Source organism: Streptomyces sp. NPDC026515 (assembly GCF_055567595.1).
Genome location: NZ_JBVHQD010000005.1, coordinates 1 through 25485, shown reverse-complemented (window position 1 = coordinate 25485; position 25485 = coordinate 1). Strand labels below are relative to the sequence as shown.

Annotated in this window: 24 protein-coding genes; 12 read left to right on the top strand and 12 right to left on the bottom strand. The window is 72.5% G+C overall.

What is annotated here, in order from left to right; genetic code table 11:
- Positions 1 to 5: 5 nt before the first annotated feature.
- The 4 genes from ACZ4O3_RS10945 to ACZ4O3_RS10930 are packed head-to-tail and all read right to left on the bottom strand — an operon-like array spanning position 6 to position 6404.
- The gene (locus ACZ4O3_RS10945; RefSeq protein WP_467721936.1) at positions 6 to 2882 is read right to left on the bottom strand and encodes a helix-turn-helix transcriptional regulator; all 2877 of its coding nucleotides are present in this window, start codon (positions 2880 to 2882) and stop codon (positions 6 to 8) included.
- A 20-nt stretch (positions 2883 to 2902) separates the two neighbouring features.
- Complete coding sequence (locus ACZ4O3_RS10940) at positions 2903 to 3256, bottom strand: UBP-type zinc finger domain-containing protein (protein WP_362714981.1); 354 nt, start codon at positions 3254 to 3256, stop codon at positions 2903 to 2905.
- Positions 3253 to 4731 carry an ATP-binding protein gene (locus tag ACZ4O3_RS10935; RefSeq protein ID WP_362714978.1) on the bottom strand — a complete coding sequence of 493 codons (1479 nt, stop codon included), beginning with the start codon at positions 4729 to 4731 and terminating at the stop codon, positions 3253 to 3255. The genes ACZ4O3_RS10940 and ACZ4O3_RS10935 overlap by 4 nt, the downstream gene beginning before the upstream one ends.
- On the bottom strand, positions 4728 to 6404 hold the full coding sequence (locus tag ACZ4O3_RS10930) for an NAD(P)/FAD-dependent oxidoreductase (protein ID WP_362714975.1): 1677 nt from the start codon (positions 6402 to 6404) through the stop codon (positions 4728 to 4730). The genes ACZ4O3_RS10935 and ACZ4O3_RS10930 overlap by 4 nt, the downstream gene beginning before the upstream one ends.
- Positions 6405 to 6588: 184 nt before the next feature.
- On the opposite strand from ACZ4O3_RS10930, the gene ACZ4O3_RS10925 reads away from it, so the two are divergent.
- Entirely contained in the window at positions 6589 to 7473 is an 885-nt protein-coding gene (locus ACZ4O3_RS10925) for a universal stress protein (RefSeq protein ID WP_362714972.1), read from the top strand.
- Here the strand turns inward: ACZ4O3_RS10925 and ACZ4O3_RS10920 are convergent.
- From ACZ4O3_RS10920 to ACZ4O3_RS10910, 3 genes are all read right to left on the bottom strand, one after another.
- Entirely contained in the window at positions 7460 to 8695 is a 1236-nt protein-coding gene (locus tag ACZ4O3_RS10920; protein ID WP_362714969.1) for a DUF4032 domain-containing protein, read from the bottom strand. The genes ACZ4O3_RS10925 and ACZ4O3_RS10920 overlap by 14 nt on opposite strands.
- A 9-nt stretch (positions 8696 to 8704) precedes the next feature.
- Positions 8705 to 9454: an MBL fold metallo-hydrolase gene (locus ACZ4O3_RS10915; RefSeq protein ID WP_467721935.1), complete on the bottom strand. Its 750-nt coding sequence runs from the start codon at positions 9452 to 9454 to the stop codon at positions 8705 to 8707.
- Between the two features lie 87 nt (positions 9455 to 9541).
- The gene (locus ACZ4O3_RS10910; protein ID WP_467721934.1) at positions 9542 to 10168 is read right to left on the bottom strand and encodes an alpha-ketoglutarate-dependent dioxygenase AlkB; all 627 of its coding nucleotides are present in this window, start codon (positions 10166 to 10168) and stop codon (positions 9542 to 9544) included.
- Positions 10169 to 10296: 128 nt separating this feature from the next.
- On the opposite strand from ACZ4O3_RS10910, the gene ACZ4O3_RS10905 reads away from it, so the two are divergent.
- Positions 10297 to 10923, top strand: a complete 627-nt coding sequence (locus ACZ4O3_RS10905; RefSeq protein WP_467721933.1) for a TetR/AcrR family transcriptional regulator — start codon at positions 10297 to 10299, stop codon at positions 10921 to 10923.
- A gap of 17 nt (positions 10924 to 10940) precedes the next feature.
- Positions 10941 to 12614 (top strand): FAD-binding dehydrogenase, encoded by a 1674-nt coding sequence (locus ACZ4O3_RS10900; protein ID WP_467722179.1) that lies wholly within the window; start codon positions 10941 to 10943, stop codon positions 12612 to 12614.
- A 99-nt stretch (positions 12615 to 12713) separates the two neighbouring features.
- Here ACZ4O3_RS10900 and ACZ4O3_RS10895 read toward each other — a convergent pair whose 3' ends face one another.
- Complete coding sequence (locus ACZ4O3_RS10895) at positions 12714 to 13061, bottom strand: DUF488 domain-containing protein (protein WP_467721932.1); 348 nt, start codon at positions 13059 to 13061, stop codon at positions 12714 to 12716.
- 171 nt (positions 13062 to 13232) lie between these two features.
- Between ACZ4O3_RS10895 and ACZ4O3_RS10890 the strand changes: the two genes are divergently transcribed.
- The 4 genes from ACZ4O3_RS10890 (at position 13233) to ACZ4O3_RS10875 (ending at position 18118) form a co-directional block, all read left to right on the top strand.
- A complete protein-coding gene (locus ACZ4O3_RS10890) occupies positions 13233 to 14636 on the top strand; it encodes a M1 family metallopeptidase (RefSeq protein WP_467721931.1) in 1404 nt (467 codons plus the stop codon).
- A 150-nt stretch (positions 14637 to 14786) separates the two neighbouring features.
- The gene (locus tag ACZ4O3_RS10885; RefSeq protein WP_467721930.1) at positions 14787 to 15527 is read left to right on the top strand and encodes a hypothetical protein; all 741 of its coding nucleotides are present in this window, start codon (positions 14787 to 14789) and stop codon (positions 15525 to 15527) included.
- A 30-nt stretch (positions 15528 to 15557) separates the two neighbouring features.
- Positions 15558 to 16256 (top strand): response regulator transcription factor, encoded by a 699-nt coding sequence (locus ACZ4O3_RS10880; RefSeq protein ID WP_362730597.1) that lies wholly within the window; start codon positions 15558 to 15560, stop codon positions 16254 to 16256.
- The gene (locus tag ACZ4O3_RS10875) at positions 16253 to 18118 is read left to right on the top strand and encodes a HAMP domain-containing sensor histidine kinase (protein WP_467721929.1); all 1866 of its coding nucleotides are present in this window, start codon (positions 16253 to 16255) and stop codon (positions 18116 to 18118) included. Before ACZ4O3_RS10880 ends, ACZ4O3_RS10875 begins: the two co-directional genes overlap by 4 nt.
- On the opposite strand, the gene ACZ4O3_RS10870 is transcribed toward ACZ4O3_RS10875, so the two are convergent.
- Both ACZ4O3_RS10870 and ACZ4O3_RS10865 read right to left on the bottom strand, forming a co-directional pair.
- Positions 18111 to 18365, bottom strand: coding sequence for a WhiB family transcriptional regulator (locus ACZ4O3_RS10870; RefSeq protein WP_467721928.1), 255 nt, complete (start codon positions 18363 to 18365; stop codon positions 18111 to 18113). The two genes, ACZ4O3_RS10875 and ACZ4O3_RS10870, sit on opposite strands and share 8 nt — an antisense overlap.
- A 111-nt stretch (positions 18366 to 18476) precedes the next feature.
- Entirely contained in the window at positions 18477 to 19691 is a 1215-nt protein-coding gene (locus tag ACZ4O3_RS10865; RefSeq protein ID WP_467721927.1) for a saccharopine dehydrogenase family protein, read from the bottom strand.
- 122 nt (positions 19692 to 19813) lie between these two features.
- Between ACZ4O3_RS10865 and ACZ4O3_RS10860 the strand changes: the two genes are divergently transcribed.
- Positions 19814 to 20563: a TetR/AcrR family transcriptional regulator gene (locus tag ACZ4O3_RS10860; protein ID WP_467721926.1), complete on the top strand. Its 750-nt coding sequence runs from the start codon at positions 19814 to 19816 to the stop codon at positions 20561 to 20563.
- Positions 20564 to 20567: 4 nt separating this feature from the next.
- Here the strand turns inward: ACZ4O3_RS10860 and ACZ4O3_RS10855 are convergent, their stop codons facing one another.
- Complete coding sequence (locus ACZ4O3_RS10855) at positions 20568 to 21452, bottom strand: LysR family transcriptional regulator ArgP (protein WP_467721925.1); 885 nt, start codon at positions 21450 to 21452, stop codon at positions 20568 to 20570.
- Between the two features lie 86 nt (positions 21453 to 21538).
- On the opposite strand from ACZ4O3_RS10855, the gene ACZ4O3_RS10850 reads away from it, so the two are divergent.
- Together ACZ4O3_RS10850 and ACZ4O3_RS10845 are read left to right on the top strand one after the other, a co-directional pair.
- Complete coding sequence (locus ACZ4O3_RS10850) at positions 21539 to 22156, top strand: LysE/ArgO family amino acid transporter (protein WP_384999899.1); 618 nt, start codon at positions 21539 to 21541, stop codon at positions 22154 to 22156.
- A 128-nt stretch (positions 22157 to 22284) separates the two neighbouring features.
- Positions 22285 to 23595: an MFS transporter gene (locus tag ACZ4O3_RS10845; protein ID WP_467721924.1), complete on the top strand. Its 1311-nt coding sequence runs from the start codon at positions 22285 to 22287 to the stop codon at positions 23593 to 23595.
- A 4-nt stretch (positions 23596 to 23599) separates the two neighbouring features.
- On the opposite strand, the gene ACZ4O3_RS10840 is transcribed toward ACZ4O3_RS10845, so the two are convergent.
- Positions 23600 to 24049, bottom strand: a complete 450-nt coding sequence (locus ACZ4O3_RS10840; protein WP_362729953.1) for a cyclic nucleotide-binding domain-containing protein — start codon at positions 24047 to 24049, stop codon at positions 23600 to 23602.
- A gap of 419 nt (positions 24050 to 24468) precedes the next feature.
- Between ACZ4O3_RS10840 and ACZ4O3_RS10835 the strand changes: the two genes are divergently transcribed.
- Both ACZ4O3_RS10835 and ACZ4O3_RS10830 read left to right on the top strand, forming a co-directional pair.
- Positions 24469 to 24882 carry an ATP-binding protein gene (locus tag ACZ4O3_RS10835; protein ID WP_467721923.1) on the top strand — a complete coding sequence of 138 codons (414 nt, stop codon included), beginning with the start codon at positions 24469 to 24471 and terminating at the stop codon, positions 24880 to 24882.
- A gap of 233 nt (positions 24883 to 25115) precedes the next feature.
- A partial coding sequence (locus ACZ4O3_RS10830) for a sigma-70 family RNA polymerase sigma factor (protein ID WP_467721922.1) occupies positions 25116 to 25485 on the top strand: 370 nt, incomplete at its 3' end.

Sequence of the window (25485 nt, the reverse complement as noted above, 5' to 3'; positions counted from 1 at the left end):
CCCGATCACTCCTGGGCCGTCGGCTCAGGGGTGATCAGGCCCTCGCGGTAGGCGATCGCCACCGCTTCCGTACGGCTCGCCGCACCCACCTTGGCGAGGATGTTGGAGACGTGGACGCTCGCTGTCTTGCCGGTGATGAACAGGGCCTCGCCGATCTGCCGGTTGCTGCGGCCGAGCGCCAGCAGCCGCAGCACCTCCCGCTCCCGCGCGGTCAGCGGGGAGACCCGGACCTCCGGTGCCCCGCCCGGCAGCGCGCCCAGCCGCTCCAGCAACGGCCCGGCACCCAGCGCCACGGCTGTCTCCCGCGCCGCCCGCACCTGCTCCGCCGCCTCCGCGCGCCGGCCGCCGGCCGACAGCGCCTCGGCGTACCGGAACCGGACCCGGGCCAGCTCGTAGACGTCGTCGTGCGCGAACGCGGCCACCGTCTTCTCCCAGGCCGCCACGTCCGGCCCGGACACCGCACGGATCCGCTCCGCCTCCGCGCGCGCCAGCCAGGCCTGCCCCTCCGGACCCTGCCGGCCGGCCGAGGCCCGGGCCGACTCCACCAGTTCGCCGGCGAGGTCCCTCCAGCGGCCCTCGTCCCCGGTGCCACGCACCTCGGCCGCCCGGTCCGCGACCGCGGCCAGCGCCAGCGCGGCCAGCCGGACCGTCACGTAGGGCGGCCGCCCCGACTCGTCGGTCAGCGCCGTGACCGCGTCCCGCATCCGCGCCACCGCCTCCTCCGGGTCGCCGCGCAGCGCCGCCGCGTCGGTGAGCACGATGCCCCCGACGAGCCGGCCCATCCAGTCGAAGGGTTCCCCGAGCAGGGCCCGGCCCCGCTCCACGACATCCGGCTCGCCACGGGCCAGCGCCACGTACAGGGCGGGCCCCCTGGTGAAACCGGGCACCGGGTCGGCGCCGGCCGAGCGCACGCACTCGTCCCACTGCCCGAGCGTGTACAGCACCAGCAGCCGCAGATACCGCATCTCCGAGGCGTACGGCGAGGACAGCAGGCCCGAGCGCCGCGCCCGGTCGAGTCCCTCGGTGATCCACGGCAGGCACGCCTGGAACTCACCCGCCTCGAAGCATCCGATGGCCAGGGTGAACAGGGCCCGCATCTCCACCGGAGCGTCCCCGGCCGACCGGGCCAGCTCGCGGGCCTCCCGGAGCCGGGCCCGCCCCTCCAGGCTGTGCCGGCCGCCTTCGAGGCGGGCCAGTGAGATCAGCAGGTCGGCCCGGGCCGCGGTGGCGCCGATCCGCTCGGCGACCTCCAGAGCCTGCCGGGCCACCCGCAGCGCGGTGACGTCGTCGCCGATCTGGCGGGCCGCCACCACGTGGGTGGCCGCCGCCCACACCCAGGTCCGCGAGGGCGGATCCGCGGGGATCATCGCGAGCGCCTCGCTGCTGTAGGCGAACGCGGCGGCCAGGTTGTCGACGGTCATCAGGTTCCCGGCGAGTGTGTAGCGCACCCGGGCGGCGAGTTCGGGATCCGCGTCCTGTCCGGTGCCGGCCAGCGCGGACCGGGTCAGGGACACCGCCCGGTGCGCGTCACCGGCGTGCGCGGCCGCCGCCGAGGCCCGCAGCGTCAGGGTCACCCGGTCCAGCCCCTCACCGGTGGGCCGCTCCTCGCAGGGCACGGCCGGCCACAGGTCCAGCGCCGTCTCCAGCTGCCGCAGCTCCTCCGCGGGGGCACGCACCCGGCGGGCGTGGTCGGCCGCCTCCAGCGAGGCGGCCAGTGCCTCGGGCAGGTCGTGACTCTCCCGGTAGTGGTGGGCCCGCTCGGCCGCCGTGGCCGCGCCGCCCCCGCCCACTGCGAGCAGCCTGGCGAAGGTGCCGTGCAGCCGCGACCGCTGCCCCGGCAGCAGGTCGGCGTAGACCGCCTCCCGGGCGAGGGCGTGCCGGAAGGCGTAGGTGTCCCCGTCGCCCAGGACCAGGAGCCGGCGGCCGACGGCCTCGCGCAGCGCCGACTCCAGCTCCTCCTCCGGCAGCCCGACCGCGTCCCGCAGCAGCTCGTGCCCCACCCGGCGACCGGCGACCGCGGCGGTGCGCAGCACCTGCTGGGCCGTCTCCGGCAACTGTTCGACCCGGATGAGCAGCAGATCGGCGAGCCCGTCCGGCATGCCCTGCGTGGCGGCGGCGGCCACCAGCTCCTCGGTGTAGAAGGCGTTGCCCTCGGCCCGCTCGACGATGCCCCGCACGGCCGTGTCCGACAGCGGCCGGTCGGTCAGGGCCCGTACCAGCCGCGTCACCTCGGCGTCGGCGAGCGGCCGCAGCTCAAGGCGCTCCACGGCGGGCAGCCGCACCAGCTCGGCGAGGAGCGGCCGCAGCGGATGCCGGCGGTGCAGGTCGTCCGCGCGGTAGGAGGCCAGCACGGTGAGACCCCGGGCGATCCCGGCCCGGCTGAGCAGGAACCGCAACAGGTCCCGGGAGGACTGGTCGGCCCAGTGCAGGTCCTCCAGGACCAGCAGCAGCGGCGCGGTCGCGGCGAGATCCGCGAACAGGCCGACGACCCCCTCGAAGAGCCGCAGCCGGCCGTCCGCGTCCCGGGCGGAGTCCGACCCGGCCCCGAGCAGCCGGTCCACGGGGGGATGCGCGGAGACGACCGCGGCGAATCGGGCATCCGCGGCCAGCACCCCGAGGACCTCGGTGAAGGGCAGGTACGGCAGTCCCACGTCACCGAGATCGACGCAGTGTCCGGTGACGACGGTGGCCCCGGCCGCGGCCGCCCGGGCCGTCACCTCGTCCAGCAGCCGGGTCTTCCCCACCCCCGCGTCCCCGGCGACCAGCACGGCCTGCCCGCTGCTGCTCCCGGCACGAGCGACCACCGCGGCCAGACGAGCCAGTTCGTCGTCCCGCCCGATCAGCTCGGTGGTGGTGAACGATCTCTGCGACACGTGCCCCATCCTGGCACGCGGCGCCCCGCTCAACCCCGCAGTACCTGCGCCCAGTTCTCCGGCACCCGCTCCGCGGGACCCGGCACCGACTGGTCCGCGGGATGGCACTCCGGCGGCGCCAACTCCGGTCCGGCCTCGAACACTTCGTCCGTCTCGTAGTTCCAGAACCAGCCTTCGCCCGGCTCGTAGCTGCGGATGATCGGGTGCCCGGTGTCACGGAAGTGCGCCGTCGCGTGCTTCGCGGGCGAGTCGTCGCAGCACCCTATGTGCCCGCACTGCGCACACCGCCGCAGATGGAACCACCAACCCCCCGCCTTGTCGCACTCCACGCACCCGGCACCGCTCGGTGGAACGTTCGGGTCGATCGCGGTGTCGGCACTCATACCGTCTCCTCGGATGTTCGGGGGGTCTGTGTCTCGGTCACCTCTGCGGTCAGCGGAAGCAGTACCTGGAAACGGGTGTCCCCGGGCACCGACTCCACCCGCATGGTTCCGTGGTGCTTGTTCACGACGATCCGCCACGAGATGTCCAGACCGAGACCCGTACCCTGCCCGACGGGCTTCGTCGTGAAGAAGGGGTCGAAGATCCGGTCCTTGATCTCCGGCGCGATCCCGGCCCCGGTGTCCCGGAACTCGACCAGCAGCTGTTCGTGGTCGAGCGCGGTCCGCACCGTCAGCGTGCCCCGCCCGGCCCCGGCGCCGTCCTTCATCGCGCAGACGGCGTTGTCGACCAGGTTGGTCCACACCTGGTTGAGCTCGGCGGGGTAGGCGGGGACCGGCGGGACCGTACGGTCGTACTCCTTGACCACCTGGATGTCCTGCCCGATCTTCGCGGACAGCATCAGCAGCGTGCTGTCCAGGAGTTCGTGCACGTCCACGACCCGGTACGGCGCCCGGTCCAGCTGGCTGTACTGCTTGGCCGCGTCGACGAGGTTCGATATCCGGGTGGTGGAGTCGTCGATCTCGTTCATCAACAGCTCGGTCTCGATGGTGTAGTTGAGCCAGTGGATCGAGTTCGGCAGGATCTCCTCGTCCACGGCCGCCGCGACCTGGTCCAGCCAGTCGACGTCGAGTCCCGCCTGTACGAAGGTGGGCGCGACCTGCCAGCCGTTGTCGCAGCCGTGGTCCTCCAGCCAGTCGGTGAGCAGGTCCTCCCGGTCGGCCACCTCCAGCGGCGTGAGGGTCGGTGCCTTGGCGACCCGTTCGGCGGTGCGCTCCTGGATATCGATCAGGGCGGCCAACTGCTCGCGGGAGAAAGGGCTCTCGGCGATGACGGCGAGCTTGTGCCGCATCTTCGCCACCCGCTCGCGCAGCGTGGCGGTGGCCCGGACGGCCGCCGCGGCCGGGTTGTTCAGCTCGTGGGTGAGTCCGGCGGACAAGGAGCCGAGCGCCAGCAGCCGTTCGCGCTGCCCGATCGCCGCCTGGGTGTTCTTCGAACCGAAGAACAGGCCCTCCAGCAGATGCACGGCCATCGGGAACCAGTCCTGCATGATCTCCGCGAACGTGTCCGAGGGGAGCACGAAGAACCGTGTCGGCTCGGTCACCCGCATCGAGTTGTTGTACGCCTGCCGCACCCGGTCCCCGAGGTACGCCTGCATGGCACCCGCGTACACCCCGGGCTGCGAGGTCCGGGTGACCTCGACGTCGTCCCCGCCGACCTGCCGGGAGAGCACCACGGTGCCCTCGATCATCACGAAGAAACAGGTGGCCGGTTCGCCTTCCGTGTACACCGGACCGGGCTCGAACAGCTCCACCCGGCCCGCCGCGCACAGCCGCCCCAGCTGCTCCGGCTCCAGCTTCTCGAAGAGGAAGAGCGCGCCGACCTCCTGCGGACTGCACGGCATCAGCTGACCGCTCATGACTGCTCCAGGTAACGGTGGACGAGCATCACGGCCATGGCTCCTTCTCCGACGGCGGACGCGACCCGCTTGGCGGACTCGGCACGCGCGTCGCCCGCCACGAACACCCCGGGCACGCTGGTCTCCAGGTGGTACGGCGGCCGGTCCAGCTCCCAGGCAGTCGGCGGCCGTCCGTCGACGGTCAGGTCGGGGCCGGCCAGGATGAAGCCGCGTCGGTCGCGCAGCACGGTGTCGCCGAGCCAGTCGGTCAGCGGGGCCGCGCCGATGAACACGAACATCCACTGCGCTTCGACCGACTCGGTCTCCCCGCTCATTGAATGACGGAGCGTCAGCCGCTCCAGCCGGCCGGTCCCGTGCGCGGCGTCGACCACCGTGTGGCCGCGTACCGAGATGTTCGGGGCCTCGCTGATCTGCTGGATCAGGTAGTACGACATCGAGGCCGACAGGTCGGCGCCGCGCACCAGCAGCGTCACGGACTTGGCGAAACGGGACAGGTACATGGCCGCCTGGCCCGCCGAATTGGCGCCACCGACGATGTACACGTCCTGGCCCTGGCAGGAGGCGGCCTCGGTCAGCGCGGAACCGTAGAACACCCCGCAGCCGGTCAGGTTCAGGCAGCCCTCGGCCTCCAGCTGCCGGTACTGCACACCGGTCGCCAGGATCACACTGTGCGCCGCGATCGTGGAACCGTCCGCGAACCGCACCACCCGCGCGGCCCCGTTGACCTCCAGCGCGGTGACCTCGCGGGCGGTCAGCACCTCGGCGCCGAACTTGGCGGCCTGCCGCCGGGCCCGGTCGGTGAGCTGGGCTCCCGACACCCCGTCCGGGAAGCCCAGGTAGTTCTCGATCCGGGAACTCTGCCCGGCCTGCCCGCCGGTCGCCGCCCGCTCCACGAGCACGGTCCGCAGCCCCTCCGACGCCCCGTACACCGCCGAGCCGAGCCCGGCCGGCCCGCCGCCGATGACGATCAGGTCGTAGAAGTCCGCCGTCGGTGTGGTCGCGAGCCCCACCCGCGCCGCCAGTTCGGGTGCCTCCGGCTCGATCAGGGGTGTGCCGTCCGGCGTTATCACCAGCGGCAGCCGCTGTCCGTCGGCCCCGGCGGCCGCCAGCAGCCGCCGGCCCTCCGGCTCCTCGACCGAGTACCAGCGGTAGGGCACCTGGTTGCGGGCGAGGAACTCCCGCACGTCCGAGGACCTGGCCGACCAGCGGTGCCCGACGACCTTGGTGGCCGGCACCGGCTTGTACGCGCTGCACCGCCACGCGTCCAGCAGGTCGTCGAGGACCGGGTACAGCTTCTCCTCCGGCGGATCCCAGGGCTTGAGCAGATAGTGGTCCAGATCGACCACGTTGATCGCGTCGATCGCCGCGCTGGTGTCCGCGTACGCCGTCAGCAGCACGCGCCGTGCGCCCGGGTACACGTCCAGGGCCTGTTCCAGGAACTCGATGCCGTTCATCTGCGGCATCCGGTAGTCGGCCAGGATCACCGCCACCAGGTCGCCGCGCAGCTTCAGTTCCCGCAGCGCGTCCAGCGCCGACTCCCCGGACTCCGCGCGCACGATCCGGTACGACGCGCCGTAGCGGCGCCGCAGGTCGCGGGCGACGGCACGGGAGACCCCCGGGTCGTCGTCCACGGTCATGATGACGGTCCGTGCTGCGTCGGCAGCCTGTGCCATACGTCTCCCACCCCGAGCCGTTGGTTCGTCGGTACGGCGGGCCCTCCGGGGGGAGCGCTGCCACCGCACCCGTCCATCGTATGTTCGATCGCCCGCCTCCGCTCTGGTACGCCGGTGCACAGCGGGCACCCGTCAGTGCGGAAGACTGCTCACGCAGACGCGGAACCGACGAGGAGGCCGGTGCATGACACGCCCGATCACGGCAGGGGTCGACGGTACGGAGGAGAGCCTCGCCGCTCTGGACTGGGCGGCCCGGGAGGCGGTGCGGCGCGGTCTGCCGCTACGGGTGGTGCACGCCTGGCGCCACGAGGAGCAGGAGGGGCTGGGCGGCGACCGGGAGACCCAGCGCGGCTGGGTGTCGGACGGGGTGACCGAGTCGGTGCGGACCGTCACCGGGCGGTATCCGGAGCTCGAGGTGAGCGTGGACGTCCTGGAGGGCGCGGCGGTCGAGGTGCTGGTCGAGGCGGCGGCGGGGGCCGAGCTGCTGGCCCTGGGCTCGCGCGGGCACGGTCCGGTCGTCGGGTTCCTGCTGGGTTCGGTGGGCCAGCAGGTGATCGCGGAGGCCGCCCGGCCCGTCGTCCTGGTGCGCGCCGGGGACCGGGTCGCGACCGAGGCCGCCGGGCGGGAGATCGTCGTGGGCCAGCAGGGCGGCCCCGAGGACAGTGCGGACGCGCTGGAGTTCGCGTTCGGGACGGCGGCGGCCCGGGGCGCGACGGTCCTGGTGGTCAGGGCCTGGACCCTGCCGCCGGTCTTCGCCTACAGCCCGGGCTCGCTGAAGCTGCTGGACGAGACCGGCGGTCTGGAGCCCTACGAGAAGAAGGCCCTGTCCGAGGCGGTGCGGCCGTTGCGGGAGCGGTTCCCGGACGTACCGGTGGCCGAGCACGTGGAGATGGGCAGCGCGGGCCAGGTGCTCCTGTCGGTGGCCGGACGGGCCCAGTTGATGGTCGTCGGCCGGCGCGCCCACCGCACGGCGGTCGGCGCCCGCATCGGCTCGGTCGCGCACGGGGTGCTGCACCACGCCGACTGCCCGGTGGCCGTGGTGCCGCACGACCGGGTCATTCCGGAGTGACCGGCTCCAGGGTCTCCCGCGCCTTGGGCAGCACGTTCGCGATGTAGTCCTCGACCGCGCTGTCCAGGCCTATGTCGTGCTGCGCCCGCTCCGACAGGTACCAGCGGTGTTCGAGCAGCTCGTGGTAGATCTCGGCCGGGTCCATGGACCCGCGCAGCTCCGGCGGCACGGCCCGCACGGTGGGGCGGAAGACGTCCCGCACCCACCGGTGGGCCAGTACCTCGGGCCGGGCGGCGAGGGGGTCGCCGGGCGCGTAGTCGTCCTGGGTGGCCATCCAGCTCTCCAGGTCGTTCAGCAGCCGCCTGGCCTGGTTCTCCTCGGCGTCCAGGCCGGTCAGCCGCAGCAGCTGGCGCTGGTGGTGCCCGGCGTCGACGACCTTGGGCACGAAGGTGACGCTGTCGCCGTTGGAGGAGTGCTCGATCTGCATCTCGGCCACGTCGAAACCCAGCTCGTTGAGCCGCCGGATCCGGCGCTCGATGTAGTGGTACTTGCCGGCCGGGTACACCGAGGTGCGGGTCAGTTCCTGCCACAGCTCGCCGTACCGGGTGCAGATCTCGAACCCGAACTCGACCGGGTCCAGCGACGGGTGCAGCGCCCCCGACGCCTCCAGGTCGAGCAGCTCGCCGCTGATGTTGACCCGGGCCAGGTCGAGGTCGTACTCCCGCTGGCCGTTGCTGAGCTGCGGATGCAGGTCGCCGGTCTCGGCGTCCACCAGGTAGGCCGCGTAGGCGCCCGCGTCCCGCCGGAACAGCGTGTTGGACAGCGAGCAGTCGCCCCAGGCGAAGCCGGCCAGGTGCAGCCGTACGAGCAGCACGGCGAGGGCGTCCATGAGGCGGTGCATGGTGGCCGGCCGCATGGTCGTCTCGAACATGGACCGGTACGGCATCGAGCCGCCCAGGTGACGGGTGACCAGCACCGACTCCAGCGGCCCACCCGCCGTGTCGGTACGTCCGGTGATCACCGCGAGCGGGTCGACCGCGGGGATGGTGAGCCGGTCCAGATCGCGCAGCAGCTCGTACTCGCGCAGCGCCGGGCGCTCCGCCAGCTCCTTGACGGCGATGACCTCGTCACCGGCCCGGGCGTAGCGCACCACGTGCCGTGAGATGCCGCGGGGGAGCGGTACGAGGTACTCCTCGGGCCACTCCTCCAGCGGGACGTCCCAGGGGAGTTCCAGCAGGAGCGCGGGGTGCTCCGGGTTGGTGGCGCTGATCTGCAAAGCCATGGCCCGACTTTAGACGGCGCGTTCGCGGGCCAGCCGGGCGGCCGCCTCGATGGATCCCCGGTGCACGGGGCCGTGCCCGGGCAGCAGTACGTCGCCGTCGAGCGTTTCGATGACGCCGAGCGAGTCCACCGCCCGGGAGCGCTCATGGTGGAACATGTCGGGCAGCAGCTGCGGGCCGGTGAGACGCGCGGTGGCGTGGCCGCTGACCAGGGCGTCGCCGGAGATGACGATCCCGGCGTCGGGCAGGTGGTAGACGGTGTGCCCGTCGGTGTGGCCGGGCGTGTGCACCGGGACGGGGCGGCCGGGCAGGTCCAGCGGGCCGTCGGTGACCGGGAACGCCTCGGGCGCCGTCACCGGGTGCTGCTCGGTGCCGCCGACCCGCAGGACGTGCACCAGCCACGGCACCACACCCGGCCGCCAGGCGTTCTTCAGCACCGCCCCCACCGAGACCTGCTGGAGGAAGTCCCGCCGCGCGTGCGGCACTTCGGCCTCGTGCAGGTAGACCTGGGTGCCGTGGGTGTCGCGCAGGTACTCGGCCGACCCGAGGTGGTCGTTGTGCGCGTGGGTGATCAGGACGGCCGCGACCGCCTCCGGTGAACTGCCCACCTCCGCCAGGGAGCCGAGCAGCCCCGGCCGGTCACCGGGGTAGCCGGTGTCCACCAGGGTGACGGCGTCGCCGTCCTTGAGGATCACCCAGTTGGTGTGCTGTCCGTGCACCAGGTAGATGCCCTTGCCGACTTCGTGTACCTCTGCGCGCATGATCTCTCCGACGTTCCCGCAGCATCCTGACCGAACCGGAGGACAGCCAACCAGACGAGGCTGGGTGACCGCCGACGGGGACCCTGGTCACCGCACCCCGTGCGGCCGGAACTGGATGCTGATGCGCGGACCGACGGCCCGCGCGGTCTTCGGTACGCAGTGCTCCCACGTCCGCTGGCAGGAGCCGCCCATCACGATCAGGTCGCCGTGGCCCAGCGGGCGCCGGACCGAGGGACCGCCGCGCATCGGGCGCAGCAGCAGGTCGCGTGGGGCGCCCACGGAGAGGATCGCGACCATGGTGTCCTCCCGTGAACCCCGGCCGATCCGGTCGCCGTGCCAGGCGACGCTGTCCCGGCCGTCGCGGTAGTAGCAGAGTCCCGCCGTGCTGAACGGCTCGCCCAGCTCGTCGGCGTAGTGGCGGGTGAGCGCCGTGCGGGCCTCGGCGAGGACGGGGTGCGGGAGCGGGTCGGCGGAGCCGTAAAAGGCGAGCAGCCGCGGTACGTCCACGACGCTGTCGTACATCGTGCGGCGCTCGGCGTGCCAGGGGACGTCCGCCGCCAGCCGTTCGAACAGGGCGTCGGCGCCGCTCAGCCAGCCGGGCAGCACGTCGATCCAGGCGCCGGAGCCCAGCTCGGTGCGGCCGACGCCGTCGAGGGTGTTGAGCCGCAGCTCGTCGGTCTGGTCGAACAGGGAGCCCTGGAGGTGCGTGGCCATGGAGCCAGCGTACTCCTTAATCGAAAGTGTGTTCCCATTCGATCTTGCGGTCTCGCGCGACCTCCGGCCGAGGTCTTTCGATACGTTCATGTATCGGATACGTTCCTGTATCGAACGGAGGTCGGGACATGGATGCCGACGGCGCGACCAGGCGGGTCACCCGGCGCCGGGTCCGGACCCGGGCCCGGCTGCTCGACGCCGCGTTCACCGTGTTCGCGGCCAAGGGGTTCGGGCGCGTCTCCATCGAGGAGGTCTGCGAGGCCGCCGGGTTCAGCAGAGGCGCCTTCTACTCCAACTTCGCCACCCTCGACGAGCTGTTCTTCGCCCTCTACCGGGACCGCGCCGACCTCATCGCCCGGCAGGTCGCCGACGCCCTCGCCCTGGACCGCCCGGACCTGGACGTGGCGGCCTCCGTGGACCGGGTCACCGACGTGCTGCTCCTCGACGTGGACTGGCTGCTGGTGAAGACCGACTTCCTGGTGCACGCCGCCCGGGACCCGGCCGTCGCCGAGGCGCTCCTGGACCACCGCGCCCGGCTGCGGCAGGCCGTCGCCGACCGGCTCTTCCGGGCCGGCGGCCACACCCCGGTCCCCGCCGTGCTCGGCGGCGTCGACGGCGCCGCCCACGCCGTGGTCGCCGCGTACGACGGCGTGAGCACCCAACTGCTCCTCGACAAGGACGTCGACCGGGCCAGGGCCTGGCTCAAGCAACTGCTCACCGCGCTGCTGACCGACGGCAGCACCCACCCCGTATGAGAAAGGCAACGGTCGCCATGGACGCGGACGTCATCGTCGTCGGAGCGGGCCTCGCCGGCCTGGTCGCGGCGCACGAACTCACCAGCACGGGCCGCCGGGTCGCCCTGGTCGACCAGGAGAACGCGGCCAACCTCGGCGGCCAGGCGTTCTGGTCCTTCGGCGGGCTCTTCCTCGTCGACTCGCCCGAGCAGCGCCGCCTCGGCATCAAGGACTCCCTCGACCTGGCCTGGAACGACTGGCGGGGCAGCGCCCAGTTCGACCGCGAGGACGACGAGGACTCCTGGGCGGTGCGCTGGGCGCGGGCCTACGTGGAGTTCGCGGCCGGGGAGAAGCGGCCCTGGCTGCAGAGCCACGGCATCAGCCTGCTGCCGACCGTCGGCTGGGCCGAACGCGGCGACCTGCGCGCGACCGGGCACGGCAACTCGGTACCCCGCTTCCACATCGCCTGGGGCACCGGAACCGGCGTCGTCGAACCCTTCGTCCGGTACGCCAGGCAGGCCGCCCGCGACGGACTGCTCACCTTCCACCACCGCCACCGGGTGGACGGACTCGTCGTCGAGGACGGCGCGGCACGCGGCGTGCGCGGCACGGTCCTCGCCCCCGACGACTCGCCGCGCGGTGTCGCCTCCGGCCGTGACCGGATCGGCGACTTCGAACTCACCGCCCAGGCCGTCGTCGTCACCACCGGAGGCATCGGCGCCAACCACGACATCGTCCGCCGCTACTGGCCCGAGCGCCTCGGCACACCCCCGGCCGAGATGGTCACCGGCGTCCCCGCCTACGTGGACGGCCGCATGCTCGACATCAGCGCCGAGGCAGGCGTCCGCCTGGTCAACCGCGACCGCATGTGGCACTACACCGAGGGCATCCAGAACTGGAACCCCGTCTGGCCGGGCCACGGCATCCGCATCCTGCCCGGCCCGTCCTCGATCTGGCTGGACGCCCTCGGCCGCCGGCTCCCCGACCCCTGCCTGCCGGGATACGACACCCTCAGCACCCTGAAGTACCTGCGCACCACCGAGGACATCGCGGGACACGACCACTCCTGGTTCGTCCTCACCCGGAAGATCATCGAGAAGGAGTTCGCGCTCTCCGGCTCCGAGCAGAACCCGGACATCACCGCCAAGGACCGCAAGGCCGTGCTGCGCGACCGGCTGCTCGGCAAGGGCGCCCCGGGCCCGGTGCAGGCCTTCGTCGACAAGGGCGCGGACTTCGTGACCGCGAACTCCCTGGAGCAGCTCGTCGAGAAGATGAACGGGCTCACCGGCAAGGCGCTCCTGGACGCGGCCGAGGTGCGCCGCCAGATCGTCGCCCGCGACCTGCAGATCGGCAACTCCTACAGCAAGGACTCCCAGATCCAGGGCATCCACAACGCCCGCCGCTACATCGGCGACCGCCTCGGCCGGGTCGCCTCCCCGCACCGCATCCTCGACCCGGCCGCCGGACCGCTGATCGGCGTCAGGATGCACGTCCTGACGCGCAAGACCCTCGGCGGCATCCAGACCGACCTGGAATCCCGCGCCCTGGGCGCCGACGGGCAGCCGATCGAGGGGCTCTACGCGGCCGGCGAGGTGGCCGGCTTCGGCGGCGGCGGCGTGCACGGCTACAACGCGCTGGAGGGCACCTTCCTCGGCGGCTGCCTGTTCTCGGGCCGCGCGGCGGGCCGCGCGGCAGCCAGGCAGACCGCCTAGGGTCTGTCCGGCGGGTCGGGTCGCGAGAGGCCGACGGCGCCTCGTCGCCGCCGGTGAGCGGGGTCTGGTGCGTCCGCCGCACGGTCCGCCGGACAGGCCCTACGCGGACAGGAGCCGTGCCAGTACCGTGGCGTGGCTCTCGTCCGGGGACTTGGACGCGGTGAGCAGGGTCACCCGGCCCCTGCTCGCCGACTCCCGCAGGCCGTCGAGGAGTCCGGCCGCCTCGGGGGCGGCCAGCTCCGCCTCGTAGCGGCGGGTGAACTCCTCGTAGGAACCGCCGTCGTGGAACCACCGGCGCAGCTCGTTCGAGGGCGTCAGTGCCTTGGGCCACTCGTCCACGTGTGCGTCCGCCTTCGCCATCCCGCGCGGCCACAGCCGGTCCACCAGGACCCGCACCCCGTCGTCCGGCTCGGGACTCTCATAGATCCTGCGGACACGCACACTCACGGTCGGGCGCCCCTCGGCTCGGTGACGGTCCCGCGAGGGTAGCGGCGGGTCCGCCCCACCGGCTGCCGACGCGACGCGGCTTGACCAGAATGAGGGGGAAACACGGACGCCCGCGCGCCTAGTCTGTGGGCCACTGATCATCGGCCACCGTCCGAAGGAGCGCTTGTGCAGGTGCAGGGTGCAAGCAGACGTACCGCAGTCCTCCGCCGCGAGGCGGTCCTCGCCACCGTCCCGGTCGCCGTGGCGGCTCTGCTCGCCGCCGCCGGCACGGCCTCGGCGAGCACGGCAGGCGCCGCGGGCGCGGGCGACCCCTACTTCCCGCTCAGCGGCAACGGCGGCTACCACGTCGGCCACTACGACCTGACGCTGCGCTACGACACCTCCTCCCGCCATCTGGACGGCAAGGCCGTCCTCACGGCCCGCGCCACCCAGAAGCTCACCCGCTTCGACCTGGACCTCAGCGGCCTGAAGGTCACCCGGGTCACCGTCGACGGCCGGACCGCCCGATTCAGCCGCAGCGGGCAGGAACTGGTCGTCACGCCGTCGCGCCCGCTCGCCAAGGGCCGTCAGTTCCGGGTCGCGGTCGCCTACAACGGCACCCCGAAGCAGGTCACCGACCCCGACGGCTCGCCGGACGGCTGGATCCGCACCGACGACGGCGCGTTCGTCGCCGGCGAGCCGCAGGGCGCGATGACCTGGTTCCCGGCGAACAGCCACCCCAAGGACAAGTCGTCGTACGACTTCACGATCACCGTCCCCAAGGGGCGCACCGCCGTCGCCAACGGAGTCCTTCTCGGGCAGCACACCTCGGGCGGCCGCACCACCTTCCGCTGGCGGCAGAGCGAGCCGATGGCCGCCTACCTGGCCACCGCCACTGTCGGGAACTTCAAGGTGCAGCAGTACACCACCCGCGACGGGATCAAGGTGTACAACGCGGTCGACCCGCGCGAGGGGAGCGGGTCCGCGGCCGTGCTGAAGAAGCTGCCGTCGGTCCTGGAGTGGGAGAGCAGGCTGTTCGGGCCCTATCCGTTCCGCTCGGCCGGGGCGATCGTCGACCACGCGCCGAACGTCGGCTACGCCCTGGAGACGCAGGGCCGGCCGATCTACGACTCCGCGCCCGACCTCGACACGCTGGTGCACGAGAACGCCCACCAGTGGTTCGGTGACTCCGTCTCGCTCACCTCCTGGAAGGACATATGGCTCAACGAGGGCTTCGCGACCTACGCGGAGTGGCTCTACGAGGAGCAGCACGGGGGCGACAGCGCGCAGAAGACCTTCGACGCGCTGTACGCCAAGCCGGCGAGCAACGAGTTGTGGGCGTATCCGCCGGCCGACCCGGGCAGTGGCGCGAACATCTTCGGCACGCCGGTGTACGCGCGGGGCGCGATGGCGCTGCACGAGCTGCGCAAGGCCGTGGGGGACGCGGTGTTCTTCCGGATTCTCCGGGTCTGGGCGAGTGGGCATCGGTACGGGCACGGGACCACCGCGGAGTTTGTGAAGCTCGCGCAGGGGCAGTCGGGCAAGGATCTCGGGTCCTTGTTCCAGACGTGGTTGTACAAGAAGGGCAAGCCGTAGGGAATTGAGTGCGGGCCGGCAGGAGGCTTGTCGCGCAGTTCCTCCCCCAGCCTTCGGCCGGGGGTACCCCCAGCGCCCCTTCGGCGCGCTTCCACCAACGGGGATCTGAAGCTGACGAGTTTCTTACAATTTTCGGCCAGAGTCGGTCTCATGATCCATCGCAGAACAGCTGTCGCCCTCCTCGCCTCCCCCCTCCTGCTCTCGGGCTGCGGGGGCGGCGCCGAGGCCGCGCCGAGCCGGTCGGACGACGACCGGCCGGCACGGGCGGCGGCTGCCCCCGCATCCGAGAGCAGCAGCCCGCGGCCCACCGGCATACCGGGCCTGGGTCCGCGGACCGCGGCGGCGATACCCGAGCGGGCCGAACAGGTCGTCGTCGCCCGGGGGCGGGGCAGGAACTCGCCCGTCTCCAGCGTCGTCCTGTACGAGCGCGACGACGACGTCTGGCAGCCCGGCGCCACCTGGCCCGCACACAACGGCAAGGACGGCTGGAGCGAGCACCACATGGCCGGGGACCTGCGCTCGCCCGTCGGCGTGTACGGGCTCACCGACGCCGGAGGCCTGCTCGCCGACCCGGGCAGCAGGCTGCCGTACGACCACGGGTGGGGCTTCCGCTCACCCGGCACCGGCTTCGAGGGCGAGCCGCTGGAAGGCTCCTTCGACTACGTCGTCGCCATCAACTACAACCGGCAGCCCGGCACTTCGCCCCTCGACTGGACCCGCCCCATGGGAGCCGGGCGCGGCGGCGGTGTCTGGCTGCACGTGGACCACGGCGGTCCGACGCACGCCTGTGTCAGCGTCGCCAAGGCGCACATGAGGCAGCTGCTGCGCACCCTGGACCCGGACCGGCATCCGGTCGTCGTCATGGGGTACGCCGACTGGCTCGCCCGGTAGCCGCCGGAAGACCGCTTAGGATCCGAACCTGTGTGCGCACATGTGCTGGTCGCCGAGGACGACGAGATGCAGGCCGAGCTGATCCGGCGCTCCCTGCTGGCCGAGGGCCATACCGCGACGGTCGTCCACGACGGCGCCGCCGCGCTGGACGCGGCCCGGCGGCTCGGGCCCGACCTGGTCGTCCTCGACCTGATGCTCCCGGTGATCGACGGTTTCGGCGTCTGCCGGGTGCTGCGCGGCGGCGACCCGGAGATCCCGGTGCTGATGCTCACCGCCCGGGCCGAGGAGGACGACGTGCTGCTCGGCCTGGAGCTGGGTGCCGACGACTACATGACCAAGCCGTACAGCCCGCGTGAGCTGATGGCCCGGATCCGGACGGTACTGCGGCGCAGCGGGCGCGTCACGGCGGTGCGGGAGGAACCGGCGGTGACCGCGGCCGGGATCAGTGTGGATCCGGTGCGGCACGAGGTGCGCTGCGACGGGGCGCCGGTGGAGGTGACCCCGGCCGAGTTCCAGATCCTGCTCGCCATGGCCGGGGAGCCCGACCGGGTGTTCACCCGGCGGCAGCTGCTCCAGTGCACCCGCGGCTTCGACCGGGCCTCGACCGAACGGGCCGTCGACGTCCACGTGATGAACCTGCGCCGGAAGATCGAGGCCGACCCCCGGCGGCCGCGACGGCTGCTGACCGTGTTCGGCGTCGGCTACAAGCTGAGCGGCGGCCGGCCGTGAGAACCCGGATACCCTGGCGCAAGCGGCTGCTGGTCCGGCTGCTGTTCGCCTCGGTGCTGATCGCCGCGTGCTCGGTGGCCGCCACCGCCTGGCTCGCGGTGACGACCACCACCAGCGCGCTGGAAGAGGAGCAGGGCCAGGACCTCGCGGCCGACAACAAGATCCTCGCCCAGCTCAGCGGGTACGCGGCGGACCACTCCGACTGGAGCGGGGTGCAGCGCACGGTCCGTACGCTGGCCGTGCAGACCGGCCGCAGGATCGCGCTGACCACCGCCGACCGCACGCTGATCGCCGACTCGGCGGCACGGGGCACCGGGCTGCCGCCCCGGCCGGCCGCCGCCATCGACCCCCTGCACACCGACACCTACACCGAGTCCGGCGCGCAGCTCAGCGGTATCGACCCGCGGGTGGTCGGCCCGTACCGGCTCACGGCGAAGGAACGCGGAGAGCTGGACACGGTGGCGGACAAGGAGCGGGCCTGCTACAACGCCTACGGCATCCGCACCACCGTCGCCCGTACGCCCAGCGGGCGGCCCTACCTCGTCGACGACGACGGCACGGACGCCTCGGCGTTCCGCTCGGTCGGCTGCGGCGGGCTGGGCGATCCCCTCATGGCGATGAAGAAGGGGTTCCTCGGTGTCACCCGCACCGAGACGAAGGCCCTCGCCACGCTGACGGACCTGGTCCGCCCTTGTCTGCAGGCCAAGGACCTGGACATCGCCGGACAGCTGTACCTCACCTTCGACCAGACCGGACGCAACCCGGTCACCGGCGGTTTCGTCGTCACCACCAGGAAGGCCAGGCGTGACCAGGCGCACACGGACCAGGTCGCGAAGAACTGCGTCACCAGCGCGCGCCGCACCCAACTGGAGCCGTACGCCGCCCCGCCGGCCGAACTCTTCCTCGGCCTGGGCGACCAGACCGTGCCCCGGTTCGACATGTCCCGGACCAACAAGGCGAAGATCGTCGGCGCGGCCGGGCTGGTCCTGGCCTTCACGGTCGCCGTCACCGCCGTGATCGCCACCCGGCTGGTCCGGCCGCTGCGCGCGCTGACCGTCACGGTACGCCAGCCGCCCGAACTGCACGCGCGGGCGCCGGTGCGGACCCGGGACGAGACCGGGCTGCTGGCCGAGGCGTTCAACGACCTCACCGAACGCCGGGAACGCCTGGAGGAGCAGCGCAAGGCGATGGTCAGCGACATCGCCCATGAGCTGCGCAGCCCGCTCACCAACATCCGGGGCTGGCTGGAGGTCACCCGGGACGGCGTGGTCGACCCCGACCCGGCGCTGCTGGCCTCGCTGCACGAGGAGGCGCTGCTGCTCCAGCGGATCATCGACGACCTCCAGGACCTCGCGGCCGCCGACGCCGGCACCCTGCGCATGCACCGCGAACCGGTCGGCGCCGCCGACCTGTTCGACCAGGTCGCCGCCGCCCACCGGGTGGCCGCGGACGCGGCCGGGGTCACCCTGCTGACCGATGCCGACAGCACGGCCTGGCTCGACGCCGACCCGGTGCGGATGCGCCAGGCGCTGGGCAACCTGGTCTCCAACGCGATCCGGCACACCCCCGCCGACGGCACGGTGACGCTGGCCGCCCGCCGGGCCGGCGACGAGGTCCGGCTCACCGTCACCGACACCGGCAAGGGCATCGCCCCCGCGGATCTGCCGCACGTCTTCGAGCGGTTCTGGCGCGCCGAGAAGTCCCGCAGCCGCCGGACCGGCGGCAGCGGGCTCGGGCTGCCGATCGTGCGTCATCTGGTCGCCGCCCACGACGGGACCGTCGAGGCCGCGAGCGAGCCGGGCAAGGGAGCCGAGTTCACCCTGCGGCTGCCGGCCGCCCCGGTACCGGCCGACGTCAGCTGAACCGGCGCGCGGCCCGCTGCCTGCGCCGGGCCAGCAGCCGGCGCTCCGCCTCGGTCGTACCGCCCCAGATGCCTACGGTCTGCCCGGTGTCCATCGCCCAGTCCAGGCACGGTTCCTGGACCGGACAACGCTCACAGACGGCCTTCGCGCGCCGCGTCTGGTACAGCGAAGGTCCGGTGGTGCCGATCGGGAAGAAGAGGTCGGGGTCCTCCTCGCGGCACTCGGCGTGGTCTCGCCAGTCGTCCATCGAAGTCACCTGCGATCCAAGTCGACTCTGCCGTTTCGTATGCGTGCTCCGGTCCGGGTCACCGGAGCGGGCGCCGTCGAAACGGCCAAGTCCCGGGAAAATCGCGGGCGGTCACTGCTCGCGCAGGCCCCAGGGCGAGCCGTACTCGGTCAGCAGGTCGAGGAACGGGCGGGCCGGGAACGCCTCCGGACCGAGGACGCCCGAGCCCGACCACGCGCCGGTGGCCAGGAGTTCGAGGGCGACGACCGGGTTGAGGGCCGTCTGCCACACCACGGCCTGACTACCGTACTCCGTCATGGACCACTCGTTGTCGACAACGTGGTAGAGATACACCTCGCGCGGCTGCCCGTCCTTGACGCCGCGCACCCAGGTGCCCGCACAGGTCCTGCCGCGCATCCGGTCGCCCAGCGTCGCCGGGTCGGGCAGCGAGGCGGCGACCACGTCCCGCGGCGAGACCGCGACCGGGCCGTCGGCGCCCGGCACGGTCACCGGCGCGGTGCTGTCGAGGCCGAGCAGGTGCAGCGTCTTCAGCGTGTCGATGAACTCGCGGCCGAGCCCGTACTTGAAGGTGACCCGCCGCGCGTTCACCCAGCGGGGCACGAGCAGGACCTCCTCGTGCTCGACGTTGACGCACTCCACCGGTCCGATGCCCTCCGGGAAGTCGAACACCTCCGGCTCGCTGAACGGGGCGGTGGTGAACCAGCCACGCTCCTTCTCGTACACGACGGGCGGGTTGAGGCACTCCTCGATCGTGGTCCAGATACTGAACGAGGGCGCGAAGGCGTAGCCGTCCACGGTCAGGTCCGCACCGTCGCGGATGCCGATCTCCTCGATCTCGTCGAAGAGTTCGTCGGCCGCGTACCGCGCGAACACGTCCGAGAGCCCCGGCTCCACACCCATCCCGACCAGCGCCAGCGCGCCGGCCTTCGCCCACTCACCGGCCCGCGCGAACTGCTCGTCGCCCAGCTTCACCCCGCACTCCTCGTAGGGCCGCTCGGCGTGCGGCCGGGACAGCGACATCGCCATGTCGAGGTAGCCGACACCGGCCGCGCGGGCGGCCCGGAACAGCGGCATCACGAAGCGCGGGTCGGTGGCGTTGAGCAGCACGTCGCAGCCGTGCCGGGCCAGCAGGCCGGCCACGGCCCTCTCGTCACCGGCGTCGACCCGCTCGGCGAGGAACCGGTCGTCGCCGACGGCGGCCACGGCCGCCTCGGCGCGGGCCGGGTCGTAGTCGGCGACCACCATCACCTCGAAGAACGGACGGCGGGCCGCGATCCGGGTGACGGCGGTGCCCACACCTCCGGCTCCCACGAGCAGTACACGCATGGCCAAATCTCCTTCTCGAACAGAACACGGGGTCGGGTACGGGGCGCCTTGGCCGGAATCAAACGCCCGGCCGTCGCATAAGGTCAATGGCGTTGGCATAAGAACGGACAAGGGAGAGCGCGGTGCCCAAACAGGTCGTGCCGGAGGACAGGAGGCGCAGGCGCCGCCCGACCCGCGGCGGCACCGTGCTGTCCGAGCGGCTGATCGTCGACACCGCCCTGCGGCTGCTGCGCGAGCACGGCAGCGCGGGTCTCACCGCCCGCCGTCTGGGCCTCGCCCTCGACTGCGACCCGAGCACCCTCTACCGCTACTTCCGGGGCATGGACGAGCTGACCCTGGCCATCGGCGACGCCCTCATCGGTGAGGCGCTGGCCGGCTGGGCACCGACGGGGGAGTGGCGCACGGACCTGCGCGCGATCGGCCTGCGCATCCACGCGCGGTACGTGTCCCATCCGCAGGCGGCCCTGCTGACGGCGAACCGGGTGACGGGCCGGGCGCAGGAGCTGGCGGCGGACGAGGCGATCCTCGACGTCCTGCGCACGGCGGGCTTCTCGCTGCCGGAGACGGTCCGCGTCTACCACGCCTTCATCGACCAGACCCTGGCCTTCGCGGCCCTGGACGCGGCCTCGCTGACCCTGCCGGCGGACTCCCAGCGGGCGGACGAGGCCAAGTGGCAGTCGACCTATGCCCAGGTGTCGCCCACGACGCACCCGCGCATCGCGGAAGCGGCCCCCCTTCTGGCGAAACGCATGGTGACCAGTGCCTATCCGACAGCACTGGAGATGCTCCTGGTGAGTGCAGAGCCCCGTCAGGGGCGCGGGGACTCGCGCAAGCGGCCCCCACGCACCCGCAGCCGCCGTCCGGTGAACTGACCCGCTACGGCCGGCGCAACGCACCCCTCGCCGTCCTCACCACCGCCTCCGCCACCGCCCCCAGCGCCGGCGAGTCCAGCTTCCACTGCTGCCAGTACAACGGCGTGTCCACCCACAGCCTCGGCCCCGCGAGCCGCACCAGTCGCCCCTCCCGCAACCGCGGCTCCGCCTGCGCCCGCGGCACCATCCCCCACCCCAGCCCGGCCGTCACCGCCTCCACGAACCCCTCCGAGGTGGGCACGTAATGCCGGAGCGAACTGGCCCCGTCCCGGCCCAGCCGTCGCAGGAACGCGTCCTGGAAGTCGTCCACCCGGTCGAACACGATCACCGGTGCCGCGGCCAGGGCGTCCGGCAGCGGCCCGGTGAGGTGCGCCGCCGCGAACACCGGGGCGGCCACCGGCAGGTACCGCATCCGTCCCAGCGCCCGCACGGAGCAGCCGGGCACCGCGTCCGGCGACGAGGTCACCGCCGCCATCACCAGCCCCTCCCGCAGCAGCGCGGCCGTGTGCTCCTCGTCCTCCCGGCGCAGTTCCACGAAGACGTCGGGAAGACCGGTCAACGCCTCCAGGAACCATGTCGCCAGCGAGTCCGCGTTGACCGCGACCGACACCCGGGTCGGCTCCCCGGCGCCGCTCATGCCCAGTTCGCCGCGCGCGTCGCGTTCCAGCCGGGCCAGCTGCCGGGCGAACCGCACCAGTACCTCGCCCGACTCGGTCGGCCGCACCGGCTTGGTGCGCTGGAGCAGGACCCGTCCCGTCCGCTGCTCCAGCGCCTTCACCCGCTGACTGACCGCCGACGGTGTCACGTGCAGGGCCACGGCCGCCGCGTCGAACGTCCCCTCGTCCACCACCGCCAGCAGCGTCCGCACCTGGTCGAGAGGTAGTTCCACCGTTCCGCTCCCGTCTGCAGTCGCGCTAAGGGTACGTAAGAATCTTTAGCTGTACGTACGGAGATCGCCTTCCTACCGTCGAGGACATGTCCAGCACTCTCGCCGCCGCTGCCGCCGGTTTCGGCAGCGGCCTCTCGCTCATCGTCGCCATCGGCGCCCAGAACGCCTTCGTCCTGCGCCAGGGGGTCCGCCGGGACGCGGTCCTGGTCGTCGTCGGCATCTGTGCCCTGTCCGACGCCGCCCTCATCGCCCTCGGCGTCGGCGGGGTGGGCGCGCTGGTGGTGGCGTGGCCGGGCGCGGTGCGGGCGGTCGGCCTGGTCGGCGGTGCCTTCCTGCTCTGCTACGGCGTCCTGGCCGCCCGCCGGGTTCTGCGGCCCGGCACCGGTGGTCTGCGCACCGAGGGCGAGACGGCCGGGTCCCGGCGCCGGGCCGTGCTCACCTGCCTCGCCATGACCTGGCTGAACCCGCATGTCTACCTGGACACCGTGTTCCTGCTCGGCTCCCTCGCCGCCGACCGGGGCGACCTGCGCTGGACCTTCGGTCTGGGCGCCGCCCTGGCGAGCCTGTGCTGGTTCGCCGCGCTCGGCTTCGGCGGCCGGCTGCTCGGCCGGTACCTCGCCGGGCCGGCCGCCTGGCGGGTGCTGGACGCACTGGTGGCCCTGACCATGGTGGGGCTCGGCCTGATGCTCGTGGCCGGATCCTGACGTCCCCGAACCCGGTTGCGGCCGCATCCTGAGACAGCCGGTTCGGCGGTCACAGAAGTTGCTGGGATAGTGATCCCGCGGTCGAAAGATGTAGCGAGCACCAAGAGGACCAGGACACCAGGAACTCCGTGGACACCAGCGAGAGCGGCACCCAGTCCGGCATACAGCCCCCCGAGGACACCACGGCGCCCCTGCCCCCGCCCCGGCGAGGCTGGCGCCGGTGGGCGATGGACACCCGCCCGCTGGCCGTCCCGGCCTACCGCCGGCTGTGGACCTCGACGATCGTCACCTCGGTCGGCAGCCAGCTCACGGCGGTGGCCGTGCCCAAGCAGATCTACGACATCACCGGGTCCTCGGCCTGGGTGGGTGCCGCGAGCCTCGCCGGACTGCTGCCGCTCGTCGTGTTCGCGCTCTGGGGCGGCGCGGTCGCCGACGCGATGGACCGCCGCAAGCTGCTGCTGATCACCAACTGCGGTATCGCCGTCACCTCGCTGCTGTTCTGGCTCCAGGCCGTCACCGGTCTCGAATCCGTGGCCGCGCTGATGGTCCTGCTCGCCCTGCAGCAGGCGTTCTGGGGACTGAACGCCCCGGCCCGCACGGCCTCCATAGCCCGGCTGGTCCCCGAGGGGCAACTGCCCGCGGCCAACGCCCTCGGCTCGACGGTCATGCAGACCGGGCAGGTGATCGGCCCGCTGCTGGCCGGTGCCCTGATCCCGGTCATCGGCCTGCCCGAGCTGTATCTGATCGACGCGCTGGCGCTGTGCGTGACGGTGTGGGCGGTCTACCGGCTGCCCGCGCTGCCGCCGCTGGCACGCGCGGTGGCACGCCGGGCCGGGCTGCGGGAGATCGTGGCGGGGTTCCGCTACATCTCGATGCACAAGGTGCTGCTCCTGTCGTTCCTGGCCGACATCATCGCGATGGTCCTGGGCATGCCCCGCGCCCTCTTTCCGCAGCTGGCCGCCGAGACCTACGGTTCCTACGGCGAAGGGCTGGCGCTCGGTCTGCTGTTCGCGGCGATCCCCGTCGGCGCGGTGCTCGGCGGGCTCTTCTCCGGCACGTTCTCGCGGGCGCGCCGGCACGGCTGGATGGTGATCGGCGCGGTCGTAGGCTGGGGAGCGGCCGTCGCCGGGTTCGGGCTCAGCCGCAACCTCTGGGTGGCGGTCGCCTTCCTGGCCGCGGCCGGGGTCGCGGACATGGTCTCGATGGTCTTCCGGGGCGCGATCCTGCTGTCCGCCGCGACCGACGAGATGCGCGGCCGGATGCAGGGCGTGTTCACGGTGGTGGTCGCGGGCGGCCCGCGCCTGGCCGACGTCCTGCACGGCACCATGGGGTCCGTGTTCGGAGCGCGGGCGGCCGTTGCGGGCGGAGGACTGCTGGTCGTGGCCGTGATGCTGGTGCTGGCGGCGGCCGCACCCGCGCTGCGCCGCTACCGCGTCTGACCCCCTACGCGGGCCGCCGCCCCACGTACGCGTCCAGCAGCTTGCCCCGGGTGGCCTCCAGCCGGCTGGCGAGGATCTCGGCGACGGTCCGTACCAGCGAGAGCCCCAGCAGCGGATCCTCCACGCACAGCGCCAGCACGGCCGCGGCGTCGTACTCGTAGGCCCGCACCTGGCTGAAGGCCACCGCCCCGAAGTCCCAGGCGTACGGCGGGAACAGCCATGACCAGCCGAGCAGGTCGCCGGCGCCCAGGGTGGCGACGGTGACCCGTTTACGGGACGTGACCTCCTGGTCCAGGTTGACCGCCCCCGAGCGGATCACCCAGAAGCGGTCCGCGGTGCCGCCGGCCTCGAAGATGCGGGTGTCCTCGGGGAAGGAGACCTCCTCCGCCAGTTCCATGAGGCGCGCGCGCTGCGCCTGCGGCAGGGCGGTCAGCAGTTTGATGGCTTTGGTCATGGCGCGGGGCTCCTCGCCGGCGAGGGTACGGGGGCTTTCCCTACGCCCATTTCAGCCGCTGGCGCCGCGCCGGGCACCTCGAAGAGTGTGAGAACCGCGTGCCCGCACCCGTCCGGACATGAAAAAGCCCTGGCTGGACGGGGGAGGCCAGCCAGGGCCGTCAAACGGTGGCCCGGGGAGGACCTGACGTCAACTCCTCGACCACTTGTGGATGAACGCTAAACCATCCGCGGTCGTTTCCGGTACCCGGGAACAGGCTACGTGACCCGTTTCACTCCGGGAAGCCCTTGCCGCCCCTCGATGCGTTTGGCAGCGCCCCGACCGGTGAGGCGAAAGGAAGAGACCCGTGCGGACGGGCCGGTCGACCCGACCGGTCCACCATTCAGGGAGCGCCGGTCCACCATTCAGGGAGCGAAGGGATGCGCGAGAAGTTCCGGACCGAATCAGTAGTGGTACCACCCGACTCCCGCCGGCCGTTCCTGCTGCCTGCCGACGCCCGCAGTGCGGTCCGCGGCGCGGTCGCCCGGCAGACCGTGCCGATCGCCGCCGGGGCCCTGGACGACGCCCTGCTCGTCACCTCGGAACTGACCACCAACGCGATCCTGCACGGCGGCGGGATCACCGGCTTCGACGTGGACGTCGACGGACGCGCGGTACGCGTGTCGGTCAGTGACCGCAGTGACGCTCTGCCCGTGGCCGAGCAGGTCCCGGACGGGCGTGACCGGCCCGGCGGCCGGGGCTGGCCCATCGTCTGCCGGCTGGCCCGGGACGTGGAGGTCGCCGGACTGCCCCGCGGGGGCAAGCGGATCACCGCGGTCGTGTCGCTGAGCTGACCCGGCGAGCCGAAGTTCTCCTCGCGGTGTGTTTGCGTCGAGAACCAAGGGGCAGGCGGACTGTCGTGCTTCGGACCGGAGGCGCGCGCCAGTGGGAGCGGTTCTCTCGCCCCCCGGCCCGCAGAGCGGTCCGGGCGGTGCTCCCGCGGCGACTCTGACACCGCAGTTCGGGTCGACTCCCGGAACCCCGTTCCGGTGATGCCCTGGAGCCCACAGTTCAGGAGCGATTCCGCATGCTCACCGACTTGTCGAACAGCCGCCCCCGTACCCCCGGCCACCCCACGCACGCCGTTCGTCCGGCGTCCCGGCACGGCCACGACGACGCGCCCGACACGGCGTCCCTCTTCGCCCGGCTCGCCGCTTTGGAAGACGGTCCCGAACGGGACGCCCTGCGCGACGAACTGGTGGCCGCCTGGCTGCCCATGGCGCATCGCATCGCCGGCCGTTTCCGGGACCGCGGCGAGAACATCGAGGACCTGCGCCAGGTCGCCGCGCTCGGTCTGGTCAGGGCCGTGGACCGTTTCGATCCCTCGCGGGGTGCCTTCGAGAGTTACGCGGTGCCGACCATCACCGGTGAGGTCAAGCGGCACTTCCGGGACCGGA

What these genes read in the sequence shown, in the direction of transcription:
- ACZ4O3_RS10945 (WP_467721936.1), bottom strand. Translation starts at nt 2,882, where the DNA reads ATGGGGCACGTGTCGCAGAGATCGTTCACCACCACCGAGCTGATCGGG.
- ACZ4O3_RS10940 (WP_362714981.1), bottom strand. Translation starts at nt 3,256, where the DNA reads ATGAGTGCCGACACCGCGATCGACCCGAACGTTCCACCGAGCGGTGCC.
- ACZ4O3_RS10935 (WP_362714978.1), bottom strand. Translation starts at nt 4,731, where the DNA reads ATGAGCGGTCAGCTGATGCCGTGCAGTCCGCAGGAGGTCGGCGCGCTC.
- ACZ4O3_RS10930 (WP_362714975.1), bottom strand. Translation starts at nt 6,404, where the DNA reads ATGGCACAGGCTGCCGACGCAGCACGGACCGTCATCATGACCGTGGAC.
- ACZ4O3_RS10925 (WP_362714972.1), top strand. Translation starts at nt 6,589, where the DNA reads ATGACACGCCCGATCACGGCAGGGGTCGACGGTACGGAGGAGAGCCTC.
- ACZ4O3_RS10920 (WP_362714969.1), bottom strand. Translation starts at nt 8,695, where the DNA reads ATGGCTTTGCAGATCAGCGCCACCAACCCGGAGCACCCCGCGCTCCTG.
- ACZ4O3_RS10915 (WP_467721935.1), bottom strand. Translation starts at nt 9,454, where the DNA reads ATGCGCGCAGAGGTACACGAAGTCGGCAAGGGCATCTACCTGGTGCAC.
- ACZ4O3_RS10910 (WP_467721934.1), bottom strand. Translation starts at nt 10,168, where the DNA reads ATGGCCACGCACCTCCAGGGCTCCCTGTTCGACCAGACCGACGAGCTG.
- ACZ4O3_RS10905 (WP_467721933.1), top strand. Translation starts at nt 10,297, where the DNA reads ATGGATGCCGACGGCGCGACCAGGCGGGTCACCCGGCGCCGGGTCCGG.
- ACZ4O3_RS10900 (WP_467722179.1), top strand. Translation starts at nt 10,941, where the DNA reads ATGGACGCGGACGTCATCGTCGTCGGAGCGGGCCTCGCCGGCCTGGTC.
- ACZ4O3_RS10885 (WP_467721930.1), top strand. Translation starts at nt 14,787, where the DNA reads ATGATCCATCGCAGAACAGCTGTCGCCCTCCTCGCCTCCCCCCTCCTG.
- ACZ4O3_RS10870 (WP_467721928.1), bottom strand. Translation starts at nt 18,365, where the DNA reads ATGGACGACTGGCGAGACCACGCCGAGTGCCGCGAGGAGGACCCCGAC.
- ACZ4O3_RS10865 (WP_467721927.1), bottom strand. Translation starts at nt 19,691, where the DNA reads ATGCGTGTACTGCTCGTGGGAGCCGGAGGTGTGGGCACCGCCGTCACC.
- ACZ4O3_RS10850 (WP_384999899.1), top strand. Translation starts at nt 21,539, where the DNA reads ATGTCCAGCACTCTCGCCGCCGCTGCCGCCGGTTTCGGCAGCGGCCTC.
- ACZ4O3_RS10840 (WP_362729953.1), bottom strand. Translation starts at nt 24,049, where the DNA reads ATGACCAAAGCCATCAAACTGCTGACCGCCCTGCCGCAGGCGCAGCGC.
- ACZ4O3_RS10835 (WP_467721923.1), top strand. Translation starts at nt 24,469, where the DNA reads ATGCGCGAGAAGTTCCGGACCGAATCAGTAGTGGTACCACCCGACTCC.